This is a genomic window from Exiguobacterium sp. s194 (assembly GCF_018618275.1).
Taxonomy (GTDB): Bacteria; Bacillota; Bacilli; order Exiguobacteriales; family Exiguobacteriaceae; genus Exiguobacterium; species Exiguobacterium chiriqhucha.
Map to the genome: position 1 here is coordinate 223092 of NZ_JACSLT010000005.1, position 17533 is coordinate 240624.

17 protein-coding genes and 2 pseudogenes are annotated in these 17533 nt (G+C 52.1%); 7 read left to right on the forward strand and 12 right to left on the reverse strand.

The genetic code is table 11. The features are described from left to right. Positions 1-168 precede the first annotated feature (168 nt). The 3 genes and pseudogenes from KNP85_RS08185 to KNP85_RS08195 all read left to right on the forward strand — a co-directional run. Positions 169-789: an NAD(P)-dependent oxidoreductase gene (locus tag KNP85_RS08185; RefSeq protein WP_082665700.1), complete on the forward strand. Its 621-nt coding sequence runs from the start codon at positions 169-171 to the stop codon at positions 787-789. Between the two features lie 17 nt (positions 790-806). Beyond that, a complete protein-coding gene (locus tag KNP85_RS08190) occupies positions 807-4187 on the forward strand; it encodes a dynamin family protein (RefSeq protein WP_214802620.1) in 3381 nt (1126 codons plus the stop codon). 273 nt (positions 4188-4460) lie between these two features. After that, a pseudogene (locus KNP85_RS08195) lies at positions 4461-4757 on the forward strand (P-loop NTPase family protein); the annotation flags it as partial. On the opposite strand, the gene KNP85_RS08200 reads toward KNP85_RS08195, so the two are convergent. The 12 genes from KNP85_RS08200 to KNP85_RS08255 all read right to left on the reverse strand — a co-directional run bounded on the left by KNP85_RS08200 (position 4751) and on the right by KNP85_RS08255 (position 12493). Beyond that, positions 4751-5116 carry a hypothetical protein gene (locus KNP85_RS08200; RefSeq protein ID WP_214756625.1) on the reverse strand — a complete coding sequence of 122 codons (366 nt, stop codon included), beginning with the start codon at positions 5114-5116 and terminating at the stop codon, positions 4751-4753. The pseudogene KNP85_RS08195 and the gene KNP85_RS08200 overlap by 7 nt on opposite strands. A gap of 61 nt (positions 5117-5177) precedes the next feature. After that, positions 5178-6158: a Gfo/Idh/MocA family protein gene (locus KNP85_RS08205; protein ID WP_214802624.1), complete on the reverse strand. Its 981-nt coding sequence runs from the start codon at positions 6156-6158 to the stop codon at positions 5178-5180. 19 nt (positions 6159-6177) lie between these two features. After that, positions 6178-6654 carry a GNAT family N-acetyltransferase gene (locus KNP85_RS08210; RefSeq protein WP_214716207.1) on the reverse strand — a complete coding sequence of 159 codons (477 nt, stop codon included), beginning with the start codon at positions 6652-6654 and terminating at the stop codon, positions 6178-6180. Between the two features lie 6 nt (positions 6655-6660). After that, positions 6661-7143, reverse strand: coding sequence for an SRPBCC family protein (locus KNP85_RS08215; RefSeq protein ID WP_034777574.1), 483 nt, complete (start codon positions 7141-7143; stop codon positions 6661-6663). Positions 7144-7186: 43 nt separating this feature from the next. After that, positions 7187-7696 carry a GNAT family N-acetyltransferase gene (locus KNP85_RS08220; protein WP_131472741.1) on the reverse strand — a complete coding sequence of 170 codons (510 nt, stop codon included), beginning with the start codon at positions 7694-7696 and terminating at the stop codon, positions 7187-7189. 92 nt (positions 7697-7788) lie between these two features. Beyond that, positions 7789-8046, reverse strand: coding sequence for a hypothetical protein (locus tag KNP85_RS08225; RefSeq protein WP_029595493.1), 258 nt, complete (start codon positions 8044-8046; stop codon positions 7789-7791). Positions 8047-8189: 143 nt separating this feature from the next. Further along, positions 8190-8837 carry a DUF2750 domain-containing protein gene (locus KNP85_RS08230; protein ID WP_131472743.1) on the reverse strand — a complete coding sequence of 216 codons (648 nt, stop codon included), beginning with the start codon at positions 8835-8837 and terminating at the stop codon, positions 8190-8192. 284 nt (positions 8838-9121) lie between these two features. Next, positions 9122-9898, reverse strand: coding sequence for a hypothetical protein (locus tag KNP85_RS08235; RefSeq protein ID WP_125318011.1), 777 nt, complete (start codon positions 9896-9898; stop codon positions 9122-9124). A 71-nt stretch (positions 9899-9969) separates the two neighbouring features. Beyond that, positions 9970-10653, reverse strand: coding sequence for a hypothetical protein (locus KNP85_RS08240; RefSeq protein WP_029595496.1), 684 nt, complete (start codon positions 10651-10653; stop codon positions 9970-9972). 92 nt (positions 10654-10745) lie between these two features. Further along, positions 10746-11180 carry a hypothetical protein gene (locus tag KNP85_RS08245; protein ID WP_051627722.1) on the reverse strand — a complete coding sequence of 145 codons (435 nt, stop codon included), beginning with the start codon at positions 11178-11180 and terminating at the stop codon, positions 10746-10748. 158 nt (positions 11181-11338) lie between these two features. Beyond that, positions 11339-12109 (reverse strand): ISL3 family transposase, encoded by a 771-nt coding sequence (locus tag KNP85_RS08250; protein WP_084158416.1) that lies wholly within the window; start codon positions 12107-12109, stop codon positions 11339-11341. A gap of 18 nt (positions 12110-12127) precedes the next feature. Next, positions 12128-12493 (reverse strand): hypothetical protein, encoded by a 366-nt coding sequence (locus KNP85_RS08255; protein WP_214751566.1) that lies wholly within the window; start codon positions 12491-12493, stop codon positions 12128-12130. A 393-nt stretch (positions 12494-12886) separates the two neighbouring features. Between KNP85_RS08255 and KNP85_RS08260 the strand changes: the two genes are divergently transcribed. The 4 genes and pseudogenes from KNP85_RS08260 (at position 12887) to KNP85_RS08275 (ending at position 17468) form a co-directional block, all read left to right on the forward strand. Then, positions 12887-13501 (forward strand): CadD family cadmium resistance transporter, encoded by a 615-nt coding sequence (locus KNP85_RS08260; RefSeq protein ID WP_029595498.1) that lies wholly within the window; start codon positions 12887-12889, stop codon positions 13499-13501. Positions 13502-13596: 95 nt separating this feature from the next. After that, positions 13597-13962: an ArsR/SmtB family transcription factor gene (locus KNP85_RS08265; protein ID WP_214716202.1), complete on the forward strand. Its 366-nt coding sequence runs from the start codon at positions 13597-13599 to the stop codon at positions 13960-13962. After that, positions 13955-16375 (forward strand): heavy metal translocating P-type ATPase, encoded by a 2421-nt coding sequence (locus KNP85_RS08270; RefSeq protein ID WP_214716194.1) that lies wholly within the window; start codon positions 13955-13957, stop codon positions 16373-16375. Before KNP85_RS08265 ends, KNP85_RS08270 begins: the two co-directional genes overlap by 8 nt. A gap of 117 nt (positions 16376-16492) precedes the next feature. Beyond that, positions 16493-17468, forward strand: a pseudogene (locus KNP85_RS08275) (IS30 family transposase). Positions 17469-17533 lie beyond the last annotated feature (65 nt).

A 17533-nucleotide genomic window follows, 5' to 3' on the forward strand; every position in this document is an offset into this window, starting at 1 on the left:
TGTCGACAACGAAGTGTCTTCCTCCCTTATACACGTCTTAACTTTTTGTATCCCACTTACCCTGCCCTGAAACCTCACAACTTCAAGCCGTTGTCTCCTGTTTCGATAGCGCTTCCGTGGTATGATGGCGTTGGATATTTTCTTTAATCTTGATTGGGAGGGGTTTACTTGTCAACCATTGCTTTATTTGGAGGGAGCGGCCGCACGGGGATGCGGTTGCTTGAACGTTTGTTAAAAGACGGCCACGACGTCCGACTGTTGTCACGTCGCGAGGTCGAACCGAGGGATCGTCTCACGGTCATCATTGGTGACGCGACCGACGCGGATGCCATCGCAGAAACGGTGAAATCGGCCGACGTCGTCATGTCGGCGCTCGGTACGGATAAGCAGGACGTCTTGTCCCGCTTCACGCCGCTCATCATCTCAGCGATGCAAGCAGCCGGGATCACGCGCATCTTGACGGTCGGGACGGCCGGCATCTTGCAGGCACATGATTCTGACAACTATCGTTTCGAGACCCGCGAGTCGAAACGGTCGATGACGACCGCGGCCGAGGATCACGCCCGGGCATATGAACTGCTCGATGCATCGCCGCTCGATTATACAATCGTCTGCCCGACCCAATTGATTGAAGATGCGTCCGTCGGGAACATCGTCATCACAGCTGACGTGCTCGGGACGCAAAACTCGGGACCAATCTCGCGTGACGATGTGGCTGATCTCGTCATTCAAGCCTGGGAAAACAACACATATCGTAGACACCGCGTCGGCATCACGACGGAATCATAAGTAGGGGATGGGGATTTATGAACGAACAACGCATGCGCCTCGCGCAATTGACCGACGTATTTGACATGCAAACTGAGACCGAGTCAGCTCGTCTCGCCAAGACCGGGCTCCGAAAAGTGACACAAAATGAGATTTGGATCGCGGTCTGTGGCCATTTCTCGGCCGGGAAGTCGACGCTCCTCAACAATTGGCTCGGGAACGGTGTGTTACCGACGAGCCCGATTCCGACGAGTGCGAATATCGTGACGCTTCGACATGGGGAAATCGGGGCATCCGTCGCCGTCAACGATACAGATTGGATTCGACTCGCGCCGAATGAGCTCGACCGTTTGAGCGACTACTGCAAAATCGAAGAGATTAAAGAAGTCGAGTACGCCCTGCCCCGCTTCCCGTTCGGAAGCGACGTCGTCCTTATGGACACGCCTGGGATCGACTCGACCGATGAACGGCACCGTCAAGCGACAGAACGCTCGCTCTTTCTCGCCGACCATCTGTTCTTCATGATGGACTACAATCACGTCCAGTCCGAACAAAACATTAAACTGATGAAACAGTTTAGCGCCGAAGGACGTCCCTACTCGATCATCATCAACCAAATCGATAAGCACGATGAAGGAGAGCTTCCGTTCAGCACGTTCAAGCGTTCGCTCGAGACCGCCTTCACCCGCCATGCGATCAATCCGGACGATATGTTTTACATCTCGCTCCGTGAGCTCGATCACCCGGAAAATGAGGTCGAACGCCTCCGGACGTACGTCCAAACCGTCATCGACGCCGCGCGGGAACATGCGGAAGCACGCGCCGATTTGCTCGTTGACACGTTGCTCGCCCGGTCCACACGTGCGAACGACGCGCTCCTGAACGAGTTGCCGGTCATCGAGAAGCAGCCGACGGAGATTCAAGCCCGCCTGCAACGTCTCGACAAAAAATCGATATGGCTCACCGCGTTCCGCCGCGAGTTCTTCAAACACCAGACACCGATTGTCGCGAGCGCGCCGATCATGAACTACGAGTTCCGCGAACTGTTGCGGGACTATCTCGAGAGTTGTGCGCCGGAGTTCAAGGTCGGCCTGTTCTTCTCAAAAGAGAAGACGCGCCAGGAACGGCTGCGTCGTGAAGACATTGCCGTCAAGGAGTTCAACCGATTGATTGATACGAACCTTCGCCCCCACTTGATCAAGTACGCCGAAGACATCGTCCGCGATTTGAAACTGCCCGAGGCGATTCTGTCGCGTCCTGACACGTTACCGGCCGCACCGAGCACGCTCATCAGTGACCAAGTGAAGTCCGGCGCATCGCTCAGTGGTGACACGGTGCTTCAATTCAGCCGCGACATCGAGTCGGCGCTCGCCTCTTGGGTGACGAAAGTGTCCGAACCGTGGGTCACGTCCGTCGAAACGTATCTTGAGGTTGAAGGCCAAGACCGAATCCATTCCATCGAGACCGAGCAAGATGAGTTGTATGACATGCTCGACACGTTGGCGCTACAACGTCAGCTCTCCGAACAACGAGACGAGCTCACCCATTACACGACACGTGACCTCTCTGATTCACGTATGACGGACCTTGAGACCCGTCACTACGTCACGGCCGACCAATTGCCGCAGAAACAAGTCGAACATCAGCAACAAGAAGTTGCTTCGACCTCGCTTTTGGTGGATGATATTACTGCTTTGTCTCTTGATTTTTCGTATGAATATGCGGTATGTGAAATATTAAAGGACCATCCGTTATTCAAGTCACGCGTCAAATCGCTCCGTCATAAATTGGCCCGGGCCGAATCCGAGACGTACACGCTCGCCATCTTCGGTGCGTTCTCGTCCGGCAAGTCGTCGACGTTGAACGCGTTGCTCGGTGAGACGGTGCTCCCGACGTCACCGAACCCACTGACGGCGTCGATCACGAAAATCGTGCCGCCGAACGGCCGTGCCAACAAAAGTGCGTTGATCACGTTCAAGACACGTGCCGAGCTCGAGGCGGAGCTGAACGATTACGGGGCGTCACTCGACGCGCTCCATCTCGACCACTCGTTCGTCAACGCCGTCAAGAACGCTCCCCTATCCTATCTCGGCAGCCAGGAGACGGTCGACTATGACACGTTCTGCTCGTTCGTCACGGAGGAAGAGAAGAGCTGTATCGTCAAAGAGATCGAGCTCGCCATCGACTCCCCTTGGGCCGAGCGCGGCATCATCTTCGTCGACACGCCGGGTGCCGACTCGCAGTTCAACCGTCATAGCGAGGTGCAGTTCGGCTATATGCGTGACGCCGATGCCGTTTTGTTCGTGACGTATTACAATCACGCCTTCACCGAGGCCGACCGAGAACTCGTCATCCAGCTCGGACGCGTCCAAGGGACAGGTGACCATCACATGTTCTTCCTCGTCAACGCGTCAGATTTGGCGGCGGATGAAGCGGAACGGTTCGCCGTCACCGATTATGTGTCGAACCAGTTGACGAAGCTCGGTGTCCGTCATCCGACGGTGCTGCCGATCTCGAGCCGAAACGCCATTCAGGGAACGGATGCCGGGTTCGACCGATTCTCGGCCAAACTTGAGCAATTCGTCGACCACGATTTGCGTCAGGCGAACGCGGTCCGCATCAAAGATGAGGCACATGCCCTCGTCGCCGCGTTCGAGGACGTCGTCAGCGAGGCCGAAGCGGATGCGAGCGTCAAGGCAGCCCGTCGTGGCAAACTCGAACAAGTGCGCACGTCTGACAATCGTCTCAACGTCACGACGCTCGAAGACCCGTTCAAGCGCGAGACGGACGAGCTACTCGCCCACCTCGAGACTCGCTCGCTCTTCCGGCTGTCGGACTTCGTCAAAGAGACGTTCCACCCGGTCGAGGTCGATGGGTCGAAAGCGAGCCTCGAGCGCGCCCTCACCCGGACGCTCGACAAGTATGCGTATGACATCCATCAAGAGTTGCAAGTGTTCCAATATCGACTCGAGCGCTTCTTGAAACGAGAGACGGAACGCTTGATCGAGCGCGAGACGCTCAAACTGCGTCCGCTCCTGCCAACGTTGTCGTTTGAGGACGACAGCGACATCGATTGGTTCCGTGACGCCGTCGACCCGGTCACGTTCGAGGCGGCTCCGTTCCGTCCCGTCTTGAAGCACTATAAGAACGCGAACCAGTTCTTCGAAGGCGACGGCCGGACGAAACTGCGCGACGACTTGAGTGCCCTGTTGAAGACGGCGGTGCGCGAGCAACTCGCGCGCGTCGGAAGTCATCAAGTCGAACGGACGGCGACGCAGCTTGCCGCGCTCGAGACGACGCTCAGCCAGAACTGGGACCGTGAAGTGAACGACCTCGTCGCCGGCGAATTGAGCATGCTCTCGGACGGTCAATCGTTCCAAGACATGACACAGCGCCTCGCTGCGCTCAGAAAGGACTGAACGCATGGGTTCCTTGTTGCTCGTCGGCTTGATTCCGGCCGTCATTATGACGGTCGCACTCGGCTTGTTTATCCGCCACCTGTATCTGAATAGAGAGTAGACTTTAAAGGATGGGGTCGAGACCGGCCCCATCCTTTTTTATGACAGCATGAACGGCTTTCACACCACTACTTGACGGTCCCAAAGCTTTTCGACGCTCACGAGTTCATCGTTGTCGAACGTCACTTTATATACGTCCGGCATGTCGATCTCTTCCCAGAACGAATAGCCGTTTTAGTCATCTTTTTATGGATTCCGCCCGACGTCCGACTGGCCCGATTGCAACAACGGGAGCTCGAGCGCTATGGAGCGGCGGCACTCGCTGGCGGCAGCCTATACGAGCAATCACAAGCGTTTTTGAGCTGGGCCGCCCTTTACGACCAAGCCGGGACAGAAGTCAGAAGCAAGACGTTGCATGAACAATGGCTGGCTGAACTGGCTTGTCCCATCCTAAGGATTGAGGGTGACTACTCGACCGAGGAACGTATCGCGATGGTGATGAATGCGTTAAAGCGGGATCAGCATCAATGATATTCCTTCCCGATTCTAATTTTAGTGAAATGAATTTCAGCGCTTGCCGGCGGGAACAACAGGTTACATACGAATACCTCGGTTCCGTCCAACATGTAACTCGAGACAGCGATATCGTGCATGAAGTAAGGTAGCTGTAGTCTCGTTAATTCTTTTATAGGTGCCACGCGGTCGTTCAAAGGAGCAGAGATGTCGACTTTGATACACCCTAAAAATTCAATCAGATGATGATAATCCTCATTTTCTTCCTCAATTTTAACTGAAACTTCATCTCCATAATACCGACAATCAAACCCGAGAACTCGAGCATCCCAATAATATATCTTTTCAAATTCATCTAGAATCTCTTGTGCATTCATTTTTTGTTCCGCACCTTCTCTTTAGAATAAGAGACCCGAGCACATGCTCGAGGCTCATTTGTTATACGTCGGCAGGATACCACACGTCGATGCGCTGCCGGATGTCGGTTATGACGTCCGCGAGTGTGAGCATATCGTCAATTGAATGGACCTCGGTCTCCCGCTCTCCTGCCTCAATCATTTTCACGAACGTCTGAATCTCATACGTCATATGGCTCGCCTGTTCTAAACCGAGTTCGACGGTCGTCCCGTCGCGGCCAACGAATGTCAACCGGTCGAGCGAACCGATATCGTCAATCACGATGCGTCCCGCTTCCCCGATGATTTCAGACGGGGCGTCCGTGCCATGGATCTTCGAGTGGAGCACGATGATGTCCATGCCGTCATACGACAAGATGGCCGAACCACTACCGTCGACGCCTGACTCGAGCTTGACCGCGTTCGCCTGCACGGTCTCCGGTCGACCGAACAGTTTCAAAGCCGGGCCGAGGCAATAGACGCCGAGGTCCATCAGCGAACCGTTCGAGAAGGCGGGATTGAACGTGTTCGGGTTGTCCCCGCGCTTATACAAGTCATAGCGTGACGAGTATTGCGACTTGTTCAAGATGACACGCCGGACCGGTCCGACGCGATGGAGTTCTTGACGCAACACATCGAAGTTCGGCATGAACAGGTTGCGGAGCGCTTCGAGCAAGACGACGTCATGTTCGCGCGCCGTCTCAAGCATCTGTCTGACTTCCTCGACGTTCGAGGCGAACGGTTTCTCACAGAGGACGTGCTTGCCGTGGCGGATGAAGAGCAGGCTCTGCTCGGCGTGGAGCGAGTTCGGGCTCGCGATATATACCGCATCAATCAACTCACTGGACGCCATCTCCTCGAGCGAGGTGAACGTATGTGGAATATCAAATTCTTCAGCGAACGTTTTCGCGCGCTCGTCTGTCCGGGAATAGACGGCGGACACGGATGCGCCTTCGACTTCATGGGTCGCTTCAATGAAAGAACGGGTGATAAAGTTCGTGCCGATGATACCGAATCGAATCATAGGAAAATCCCTCTTTTCTTTAAGTTGTGATGACTTTGATAAGCATGATTTCGTCATGGAGCGGGATACGGTGCTCCCCGATGACGGGAATCGACGGTTTATGTAGCCTGGCCGCATCGACCGCACCCGGGATGATCCGTGCGAAGCGCCAGCCTCGGCGTTGGTAAAATGCGAGCGCTCCCAGATTGTCGTTCGTCGTGATGAGCGACAGCCGTTCGAGCTGATGTTGCTTGGCCACTCTCTCCACTTCATCGAGGAGCGCCGAGCCGATGCCACGCTTCTCCTGGAGGCTGTCGAGCGAGATGATCTCAATCTCGTCTTCCCGAATGACATACGTGACGAGGCCGATGATGACGTTCGTTTCCGACCAGACAAACCCGTCAAGCGTGGCGCAATCATACGTCCCGGTCGAGATCACCATCTCAGGTGTGCCCCAGGCATCGATAAAGAATGCACGGACCGCGTCACGCGTCGAGGAGGTAATCGGTTCAATCATCGCAAATCACTCCGCCTCTCGGGCAAGTGACGGTTTTGATGCACTCGCCTCGGTGTAGATGCGGAACTGTTTAAACTGTTCATCGTAAATCAGGCGAATCGCCCATTTGAACGCCTTCACATATAGGGCATATAGCCAGGATGAAGGGATGAGTGAAATCCGAATCGTCACATCCGTCCCGTCCGTTGTCTCGCTCAACGTATACGTCGCAATCGACACCCCTTGATTCGTCACCGCCTGCACCTCGCATTCGTGAGGACGATTGACATGGGTCAACTCGGATTCGACCCGAATCTCTTTTTTCTCGAACTGTTGGACCGAGATGAACCGTTTTCCCGTCACGAGTGAGGCGTCACCGTCCTCATAAATATTTTCGATCAAATGGTCGTTCCATTTGATGATATGTTCGTCTTCTGCGAGACAAGCGAACGTGTGGTCAATCGGTGCGTCGATTGTCATCGTATATGTAGCCACTTCGAGTTGTTTCACATCAAATCCTCCTTCATCGATCGACATTCTTTTTTTCATTACGTTAGACAAGTTCTTTTTCAAAACAGACATACCGTTCATGCCCTTTCGGTTTCGAATCGAAATGGACGCTTCCACGTTCCATGTAGCCGTGTCGTTTGTAAAAGCTGCAGGCTGCCTCATTTCCTGAGAAGCTGTCGAGCCGGATGCTGGTGTAACCTTCCGCTTTCGCCAACTGTTCCGAGGCATGCAACATGGCTTTTCCGATGCCTTGACCTTGCCGCTCCGGGTGCACCATCAAGGAATGGATGACGAGCGGATGGTCGTGACGCCAGTCGATCGCCTCCCATTCGTGCGACTGCCATTGATCGAGTACAACGACTCCGAGCAACTCCTCACCGTGTTTCATGATATAGACAAAATCGTCTTTGATACATTCCTCAAAATAGGCGCGGTTCGGATACGTGTCGTCCCATTGAAAAATCTGTCGGGTGAGCAAATCGTCTTTACAAGCGAGATACAGTTGTTCAATTGCAGTTAAATCTGATGGTTTGGCTAATGCGATTGTGTTCATTCCAATGCTCCGTTCTTTAGGGTGACTATCTTTTATTGATGATCCGCTCGTATTTTTTATACTCGTCGTGGTCCATGCTTAGACCGAGCAGCTCAGCGATTGTGGATGGTATCAATCAACTCATACCCGATGAGCATGTCCCATCGGCTGTTATCGGTCGGGTCCATCATCACATGATCAATCAACATCTGCTCGATGCCTCGGGTTTGTTGAAGGTAATGTTCAAGCTGTTTGAACTGGTTTGCCTCAACGTAGGCGTCGATGGGATCCATCATCGCCTGTTGCTCCACCGAGAGGGTCTCGTTGCCTGAATACAGCTCAAAGATATTCCCTACGTTATAATCATTCAAAGATGTGTTCTCCTCTCCCACGTCGCTTTCCACGATGAGCGCTAGTAATTCTGTCGATATGATTGCGTTTTTAGAAAAAGAATTTATCATATTCGTTGCTATATTTTTTAAAAAAGATATCACATGCGGTATTTGAAATAAAATTATTCAAAATACTCTAGAATGGTTTCTGGGTCATATTCCAACCCTACCAGCTCGCTCGACCAATCGAGGCCGCACAGCAGCTCATCATCCGACATGTTCGGCAACCAGCGTTCAAGGAATAGCTCGACCGGCAACTCGATCACATGATAGTCGGCCCATTCTTTAACCCGGCACGCGAGCGCAAGCTCTCGTGACGAAAAGAATAACAGGACGTCTGTGTCTTCGACGTGCGATGGTGCGTACGCCCACCCCTCGTCTTGCTCCGCAGATAATCCGAAGACGAGTCCATTCTTCTCGACTCGTTCGCAAAATGTCTCGAGCACGTCGCTTTCCGCCTGCGTCACTTCGACGAACGCCTCAAACGAATGCGCCGCCACCTCGAGGTCATTTATCTCGTGCCACCAGGCGTAAATCGTCTCCCGGTCGTCTTTCAAAAAACCGAGCTCATCACCGGATCCGTTCGTCGCAAGCGTCACGAACCCATGCGGTAACTCCTCTTGTTTCAATTCGTTGGCTCGAATGACGTCATCCCATGTCTTATTGAAAAACCGCTCGTCCTTGATCGGATAAAAGAACCAATCCCCAAGTTCGAACTTGTTCTCATGACCCCATGCGTCACGTAAGCCGTCCGGGAAGCGTGACCCCACTTGTTACTCTACCTGTTCAATCGTTTCGACCGAAATTCCTGAAAGATTCGTATCAAGCCTCATCTCATCGCCTTCTTTCTAACATCAATAACATGAGTATACTGAATTTACAAAAAAGAGGGAATTGATTCCGACAAGTTGATTCAATAATGATCACGATTCTGTTGCGCCAAACGTTTGTAAAACGTAAAAAAGGACCTATAGACAAGGTCCATCGTCACGAGAAATCATTCGGTTGTAAGTTGTAACTTCTTAGTCGATTCACCGACTACCTATACGCGTCATCACTCGTTAACGAGCTGAACGCCGCTCACTTCATAATCACCGATTTGAATGAAGTGGAACCGTCCGTCCTCGGCTAACCCTCTAGCAGTTCCCGAAAACTCAGCTACAACGTCAGGGCGTTTGCGTGCACCGAACGGCCACTTGTACAACAACCCGTCTTTTACGAAGTAGCCGACCTGTCCTTGAATCGTCAGCGCCGAACTGTCGTGAAGTCGCTTCGGCGTCTTATACTTGTTGAGTCGACCGGTTGAATCAACATGAATCAAGTCATACCAAATCGACGGACAGAGCCAGACCCCGGTTCGATTTGCTTGCAACAATTCGCAGTCGACAATGGTCGGTGGACGTACAAAATCTGACTGATAGCGTTGTAACACTTCACCTGTCCTCGAGAAACAGACGAGTGCCTCGGTGGATATCCCTTCCCCGAACACCCCTTCATCGGCATAGCCGATCCAAACCCCCGTGTCGTTGACGGCGACCGCTCCGATGGCGTTGCCCGCATGGAACGAATGAAGTATCGACCCTCGTCCATCGATGACCCAGACATTGCCGGGTGTACCTTCGTGCGTCACATCGACGACGAGAAACGTTTCTGAATCAAGGAGACGGATGAATGGCGAACTCAAATGAAACGGCAGTCGTATCGTCCGCTCATTCCAATAGACGACCGGGCCATCCTGATCCACCAGAACAATCACTTCACCACCTGATAAATCGGCATCAAATACTCTTGATTCATCGGTTATAAATATCCTCTCAATCTGCAGTTTCATCCAGTTTCACCTCCCATATTCACCGCTATCTTGTTGTTCAATCAAACACGATGAATCGTTTATACGTTTACTCAACGAGTTAGACGGTCTTGATACTGCTCGAGCCTTCTGTGGAAGCGGTCAACTTCTTCCCGAGTCACCGAATCTGTCATTCCATAGCGCTCGTCCAAATATGGCTTGAAATCGATGTCCGTCAATTCGATGCGCCGTGCCCACTCTAAAACCGTTTCTGTCGGCAACCATTTCTTCGCCGGCGGTAACGCCTGATTGAACGCGATGAGAGCGTCCCGAATCGTCACACCTGTCCAAGCCGGTTCTTCGACACTCGTTATCGAGCTCGGGACTGAATGACGCGAGAACGTCCGCGTCGTGAACGAAGCTGTTTCGTCAGCTCGCTTGCGGTGCTGAAAACGAATGTTAGCGGCAAAAATCACTCCGCTAAGCAATACACAGGCTAGTAACAACACCCAATAGAAGAGGCCATCGCCTCGTTCGATGACGGTAGTCACAGAATCAATCGTATAATCCAAATAGTCCAGTTTCAGACGAGACTGTTCTTCTTCTTTCGGTATCCTCATCTTTCCTTCGGACGACTCCATCAAATACTCAGATTCTGCCGGTGTCGGTCGCAACTTTAACCCCGAGGTCGGAGGCTCATACCACCATTCCATCAACAAGCTGATGAGACGAAGTCCAATAAAGACCGTTCCTACTGTCAGCACTGCGGTCAAACCAAGCCGAATCATCCAACGCATGTTGTCGCCTCCTCTAGGGATGACTTACATCACATTGTATCATTGGACGTTTCCACTTGGAATAATCATTCAGCACGACTCTAGTCATCGTTTTACAGAAGATGCATCTTAGCGACCTGACTTGTTGGCCGCAGCTTTAGAATCTCGGTCGCTAATTCGTTCGCTTCATCATCCGTCATTAATTTGTCGGGAATCGCATTGAAAAAGAGCAAGTATTCCTTTAGATCTATGCGACTAGAATCAAGCACGACAGCACGTTTCGCATGTTCGTAGGCCCGTTCATAGGCATGAGGATGGTGACAGAACGGTTGGCTCATGAGAAGCGACGCAGCCTCTTCCCAATCCGCAGTCTGCTCAACTTGAATCTGATCGCATACGATTTCGTAGACCGCTAAATCATCCGTATCAAACGCAACTTCAAGAAATGTATCTAACACCACTTCGTGAGCGAGCGGCTTCACTAGACGTTGAACGGTCGCTCGGTCATTTGAGAGGATCGCCTTGTGTAGTTGTTTTTTCAGGCTCATTTGAACGCTTGCCCCTTCCTTGATGATTCATCAACGCTCTTTTTTTCATTCATTTCCGTTTAAAACCTAGCGCGATGGAACGAAGAATCCTCGATTTGTTTCCGCAACTATCACACGCTATAATCATTGGCTCATCACCATAACACGTGGTTGCTATTTTAACGACCAAGCTCGAAGCGTAATCTCAAAAAGAAACGTTCGAGGTTTCGGTAGCCATAACCACGGCGTTTGATAAGCTTGATTTTGTTGTTCGTTCCTTCCATCTTTCCGTTCGATAGACTGGACACGATTGTTCGACGCATCGCTTCCTCTCGGTTCTGGATCGATTTCGCGATCTTCGCCAGAGGCCCGCAAGGATGGGACTGATAACGATCCAACCAATCGGTCAGTCGACGTTTCGCCTGTCCATGGCACGTGGCCTTCAGCACATATCGAATATGTTGAAGTCCTTGATAGAGGTCCCGGGTGAACGGATCTTCCCGAAGGCAAGAATCGGCGACCTCCCGGTCTTCGGGGGACAGCGTCTCCGGACGACAGGCGAGAGCACGGTCAATCACACGGACATGATGGTGACGTTTCACCTCGTTCAAAAAACGACGCCGACGGCGAAGGGCGTCCGTGAAGAACTGGATGAGATGGAAACGATCCAGCACATGTTTCGCATCCGGGAAGACATGTGCGACGGCCTTCGCCATTGCCGGTGCAAAGTCACTGACGACAGAACGGATGTCTCCGGCTATGCCTTGGAGTGCAGCCGTGATGGCCGTGACGTCCCTTCCCGGGACAATGGACAGGAGCCGACCACTCTCCGCATCGAGGGCGATTGTCGCATAGTGATGTCCTTTTCGTGTGGCGAACTCGTCGATGAGGACGTCTGTCGTATGCTTCTCTGTCTCTACTGAGGCGTACCGATAAAACCATCGTTCCACCGTCGTGTAAGGTAATCCCTATTCACGCGCTACATCTGAGATCGTCCTACCGTGGCAACGTTCTGCGATGCCTTTCCGGAACACCTCGGTGGAGGTGCGGACGAGCCCGAGACCGTAGTCATACACGAACGTCAAATCACAAGAGAAGCATCTTTGACGTGGGACATCCAGCTCAATCCAGAGTATACCGACGTTCCATGCGTGACCGTGTCGGAAGCGACGTCGCCTTTTCGAATGCAGGACTGTCTTTCTCTGGCAAAGCGGGCAAGGGATGTCGTGTCGATCCGGGATGACCGGGAAAACGTTCGGTTCTTCGTCTGAAGACATCTGGATCTGAAAAAGGTCTGGAAGTGGAAGAAGTAATTTGATAAACTGTTGGGACAAAGCGAAAACTCCAATCGTGGTTTGTCTAGGCAACAATTACGATACCGGGGTTTTCGCTTTTTTTCTATGTTCAATTCAAAATCTGATGGATTTTATGCGTCAACCACGCCTTATGGTGATGAGCCTCTTCTATACCATTTTCAGCTCTTCTAAAGATAGAATGCTTAACAAGACATGCAGGCATTGGCCATACTAAATTTCAATTTGCCTTGCCACTTGTCGCTCCCTGTTCATTCTAACAAGCATGCCCAAACATTAAAACAATCATTCGAATATATAATTGACAATCTAGCGAAATCTTTGTACACTTGCATTAATCAAACGTTTGTTTGAATGTATAACTATCAGAGGGTATCACTTCACACTAGGATATCCGTAAAGGAGATGAGGGTGCTGTTAACCACGATTTTTACCGCGGTTGCCGCTTATGTGGCGACCAGCATTGATTACGTCATTATTTTGCTGATCCTGTTTTCACAAACGATGAAAAAAGGCCAGTTAAAATCCATTGTCATCGGACAATACCTAGGAACAGCCATCTTGGTGGGCGTCAGCCTGTTGGCTGCGTACAGCCTGACGCTTGTGCCGTCCCACTGGGTGGGCTTGCTAGGGCTCATTCCGATTTACCTGGGCATCCGGGTCTGGAAGCGAGAAGAAGACGAGGACGACGAAGAGAATCTCCTGTCCCGTTTGTCTTCCGGAAACCCCAATCGCTTGTTTGTCACCATTACAGTCATTACCCTGGCGGCTGGCGGCGACAACATTGGCGTCTACATACCCTACTTTTCAACCTTGAATCCAAGTGAAACTGTGGTGATGCTGGTTGTCTTTGCCATCCTGGTCGCCGTCTTGTGTTACCTCAGTTACCGGTTGGCAGCCGTTAAAACGATTTCTGAAACGATAGAAAATTGGGAACGGTGGATTGTGCCGATTGTCTTCATCGGGCTCGGCATCTTGATTATGGCGGAGAATGGGACTTTCCGATTCCTTTGGGGATTGGTGAGTTGAAATGATTCTTTGCACTCTTTGTTTTATATAGAAGAAAATCACTTACTTGAAAAAACGAATGAGTAAACAGAAGTGAGAAAAAGGAGTGAATGAAAATGGCAAAAGAGATTTGTGATGTGGTCTGTGTAGATGAAGAAAAGGTGGAACGAGTCCAGCAGCAACTGTCTGAACAAAATCCATTGGAAGTGGCGAAGATCTTCAAGGCGTTGTCGGACGATACGCGTATCAAGATCGCCTACGCCTTATCGCTGGAGGACAAACTGTGTGTGTGTGACGTTGCGAATATCATCGGTTCATCTACCGCAACCGCCTCCTACCACCTGCGACTACTGAATAATATGGGGTTGGCGAAATACAGCAAGGAAGGCAAGTTGGTCTACTACTCACTGGATGACGCGCATGTGAAACACTTGGTGCAAGTGGCCTTCATCCATCAAAAGGAGGTTGTTGAAGTTGGTTGAGAAAACAAAGATAGATGAGGAAAAAAATGTCTTCCGGGTGGAGGGTTTTTCGTGCGCCAACTGCGCTGGGAAATTTGAGAAGAATGTCAAAAATCTTCCCGGAGTCCAAGATGCGAAAGTGAACTTCGGGGCTTCTAAAATTGCGGTTTACGGCGAGGCAACGGTCGAGGAATTGGAAAAAGCCGGGGCGTTCGAGAATTTGAAAGTTGCACCGGAAAAACCGAAACGTCAGTCGCTCCCGGAAGTGAACGTGGCTAAAGAGGACAAAAACGTTTTCCGGGTCGAAGGCTTTACCTGCGCCAACTGCGCCGGGAAATTCGAGAACAACGTCAAGCAGCTTCCCGGTGTCCAAGATGCCAAAGTGAATTTCGGCGCTTCAAAGATTTCCGTTTACGGGGCAGCCACCGTCGAAGAATTGGAGAAAGCCGGGGCGTTTGAAAACCTGAAAGTCGCTCCTGAAATTACAGGTCGGCCAGCTGGTTCGAAAACGGAAGCCGAAAAAGTGACAGTCAAAAAAGAGGACAACGTGCCGTTCTACCAAAAACATAGCACTTTGCTCTACTCCACCCTGTTGATCGTTTTCGGGTACATTTCCCAGTACGTTAATGGAGAAGAAAATTTGATAACCTCCCTCCTATTCGTGGCAGCCATTGTCATTGGTGGGTACTCGCTCTTCAAAGTCGGTTTCCAGAATTTAATACGCCTGGATTTCGACATGAAAACCCTCATGACCGTTGCCGTCATCGGGGCGGCTTTTATCGGCGAATGGGCGGAAGCGTCTATCGTGGTCATCCTCTTTGCGATCAGTGAAGCACTGGAACGCTATTCCATGGACCGTGCCCGCCAATCCATCCGTTCGTTGATGGACATTGCCCCGAAAGAAGCACTCGTCCGGCGGAATGGCCAGGAACAGCTGATTTCGGTGGACGACATTGTGGTGGGCGACACCATGATTGTCAGACCCGGACAGAAGATTGCCATGGACGGCACGGTGACCAACGGCTATTCGGCGGTCAATCAGGCGGCGATCACCGGGGAATCCGTGCCGGTCGCCAAAACGGTGAACGATGACGTCTTCGCGGGCACGCTGAATGAAGAAGGCTTGCTCGAAGTCAAAGTCACGAAGTTGGTTGAAGACACAACCATTGCGAAAATCATCCACCTGGTTGAGGAAGCACAAGGCGAACGGGCTCCTTCGCAGGCGTTTGTCGATAAATTTGCCAAATATTATACACCGATTATCATGGTCGTTGCTGCGCTTGTAGCCATCGTTCCTCCCCTTCTGTTTGATGCCAGCTGGGAAACCTGGGTCTACCAAGGATTGGCTGTGCTAGTCGTAGGCTGCCCGTGTGCTTTGGTCATTTCGACTCCGATTTCGATTGTATCTGCTATCGGGAACGCAGCGAAAAAAGGCGTTTTGGTAAAAGGCGGCGTGTATTTGGAAGAAATGGGCGCGCTGAAAGCCATCGCGTTTGACAAGACCGGCACCTTGACCAAAGGGGTTCCGGTTGTCACGGACTTTGAAGTGCTGAACAAGGGAATCAGTGAAAAAGAGCTGCTTTCTATCGTCACAGCACTGGAGTACCGCTCACAGCATCCCCTTGCTTCGGCCATCATGAAAAAAGCGGATGCAGAAAATATTTCTTATTCTTCGGTCTTGGTCGAGGACTTCTCATCCATTACCGGCAAAGGGATTAAAGGAACCGTCGAAGGAACCACGTACTATATCGGCAGCCCGATCCTCTTCAACGAGCTGGGCGCCGCAAGTGCGGATAAGAACTTGGAACAAAATGTCACAGCTCTTCAAAATCAGGGCAAGACGGCCATGATCATCGGAACGGAACAAAACATCCTGGCGGTCATCGCCGTGGCCGATGAAGTCCGGGACTCCAGCAAGGAAGTCATCCAGAAGCTGCACGACATGGGCATCAAGAAGACGATCATGCTGACGGGTGACAACAAAGCGACCGGTCAGGCCATCGGCCGAGAGGTCGGCGTCACCGAAATCCAGGCCGAGCTGATGCCGGAGGACAAATTGAATGTCATCAAACGCTTACGGGCCGAGTACGGCAAGGTGGCGATGATTGGAGACGGCGTGAACGACGCGCCGGCACTCGCCGCTTCTACGGTCGGGATTGCCATGGGCGGAGCCGGAACGGATACCGCTTTGGAAACGGCGGATGTCGCTTTGATGGGCGACGATTTGAGCAAGCTGCCATTCACGGTGAAATTGAGCCGGAAATCCCTGAATATCATCAAAGCGAACATTACGTTCGCCATCGGCATCAAAGTGATTGCACTGCTATTGGTCATTCCGGGTTGGCTGACCCTGTGGATCGCCATCATGTCGGATATGGGCGCTACCCTTCTAGTCGCGTTAAACAGTTTACGGCTGATGCGAGTGAAAGAATAAAAAGCAAAAGGGGTTTCCGATTATCTGGAAACCCCTTTTTTATGATGAATTATAAAATTAAGTGCAACATCTGAACGTGAACGCAAAAAAAAGCCCACAGCGATGGCCTCGTTTAGAATGAAGTTACGACACAAACATTCAGACGGAGGAATCGCTAAGAGCTACACCCATCTTACCACAACGGTGCGCGTGAAAATAGAGACCTATCTGGAGCTCGGGATGTCCATCCGGTCCATCGCGAGACGGATCGGGCGACAGCCCTCGACCGTCTCGCGGGAGATCAGACGGAACCCCGGCTACGAGTCAGGACGTGCGCAGAAACGCTACGAGAAGGCGAAAACCCATTGCGGCGTCAAGACGAAGCTCGACGACACGATGCGCCGGACGATCGTCGAGAAGCTGCGTGCGACCTGGTCACCAGAACAGATCGTCGGCCGCCTCTACGCAGGAAAAATTGCCTTCTCCACCATCTACCGCTGGATCTATGCGGGACGGATCGACGTGCCCGTGACCGTGCTCCGCCAGAAGGGGAAACGTCAAAAGCCGACCGAGACGCGCGGTCGCATCAACGTCGGTCTCCCCATCTCGAAACGACCTCCAGAGGTCAGGGGTCGCCGGACATTCGGGCATTGGGAGCTCGACACCGTCGTCTCCGGACGTGGGAAATCGAAGGCGTGCGTCGCGACGTTCATCGAGCGGAAGAGCCGGTTCTATCTCGCCCTGCCAATCGCGGACCGCACCGCGGCCTCGATGGAGGGGGCGATCCATGCGGTGCACGGTGCCTTCCCGGAAGGCACGTTCGAGACGGCGACGACGGACCGGGGCAAGGAGTTCAGCGGTCACGAGCGCATCCAGGCGTCGCTCGGCGTGCCGATGTATTTCGCCGACCCGTAACTCATCGTGGCAACGGGGGAGCAACGAGAACGCCAACGGGCTCCTCCGCGAGTTCTTCCCGAAAGGAACGGACTTCGCGCAGGTCGGTGACGGTGAACTCGCGGATGCGCTGGCCAAGATCAACGGGCGACCGAGAAAGTGCCTGGACTGGAAAACCGCACACGAGGCCTTCACCGAGGAAGTGTTGCGCTTAATTTGACAAACCGTCTTATAAAAAAGAAATGTGTTTAATTTTTATCATAAAATCCGTTTGTGAAAAAACTA

Bases quoted from the DNA above. Each gene is read 5' to 3' on its own strand.
- KNP85_RS08200 (WP_214756625.1), bottom strand. From the start codon at position 5,116: ATGAATGCACAAGAGATTCTAGATGAATTTGAAAAGATATATTATTGG.
- KNP85_RS08220 (WP_131472741.1), bottom strand. From the start codon at position 7,696: ATGAACACAATCGCATTAGCCAAACCATCAGATTTAACTGCAATTGAA.
- KNP85_RS08240 (WP_029595496.1), bottom strand. From the start codon at position 10,653: ATGCGTTGGATGATTCGGCTTGGTTTGACCGCAGTGCTGACAGTAGGA.
- KNP85_RS08265 (WP_214716202.1), top strand. From the start codon at position 13,597: ATGGCAAAAGAGATTTGTGATGTGGTCTGTGTAGATGAAGAAAAGGTG.
- KNP85_RS08210 (WP_214716207.1), bottom strand. From the start codon at position 6,654: ATGATTGAACCGATTACCTCCTCGACGCGTGACGCGGTCCGTGCATTC.
- KNP85_RS08235 (WP_125318011.1), bottom strand. From the start codon at position 9,898: ATGAAACTGCAGATTGAGAGGATATTTATAACCGATGAATCAAGAGTA.
- KNP85_RS08205 (WP_214802624.1), bottom strand. From the start codon at position 6,158: ATGATTCGATTCGGTATCATCGGCACGAACTTTATCACCCGTTCTTTC.
- KNP85_RS08245 (WP_051627722.1), bottom strand. From the start codon at position 11,180: ATGAGCCTGAAAAAACAACTACACAAGGCGATCCTCTCAAATGACCGA.
- KNP85_RS08190 (WP_214802620.1), top strand. From the start codon at position 807: ATGAACGAACAACGCATGCGCCTCGCGCAATTGACCGACGTATTTGAC.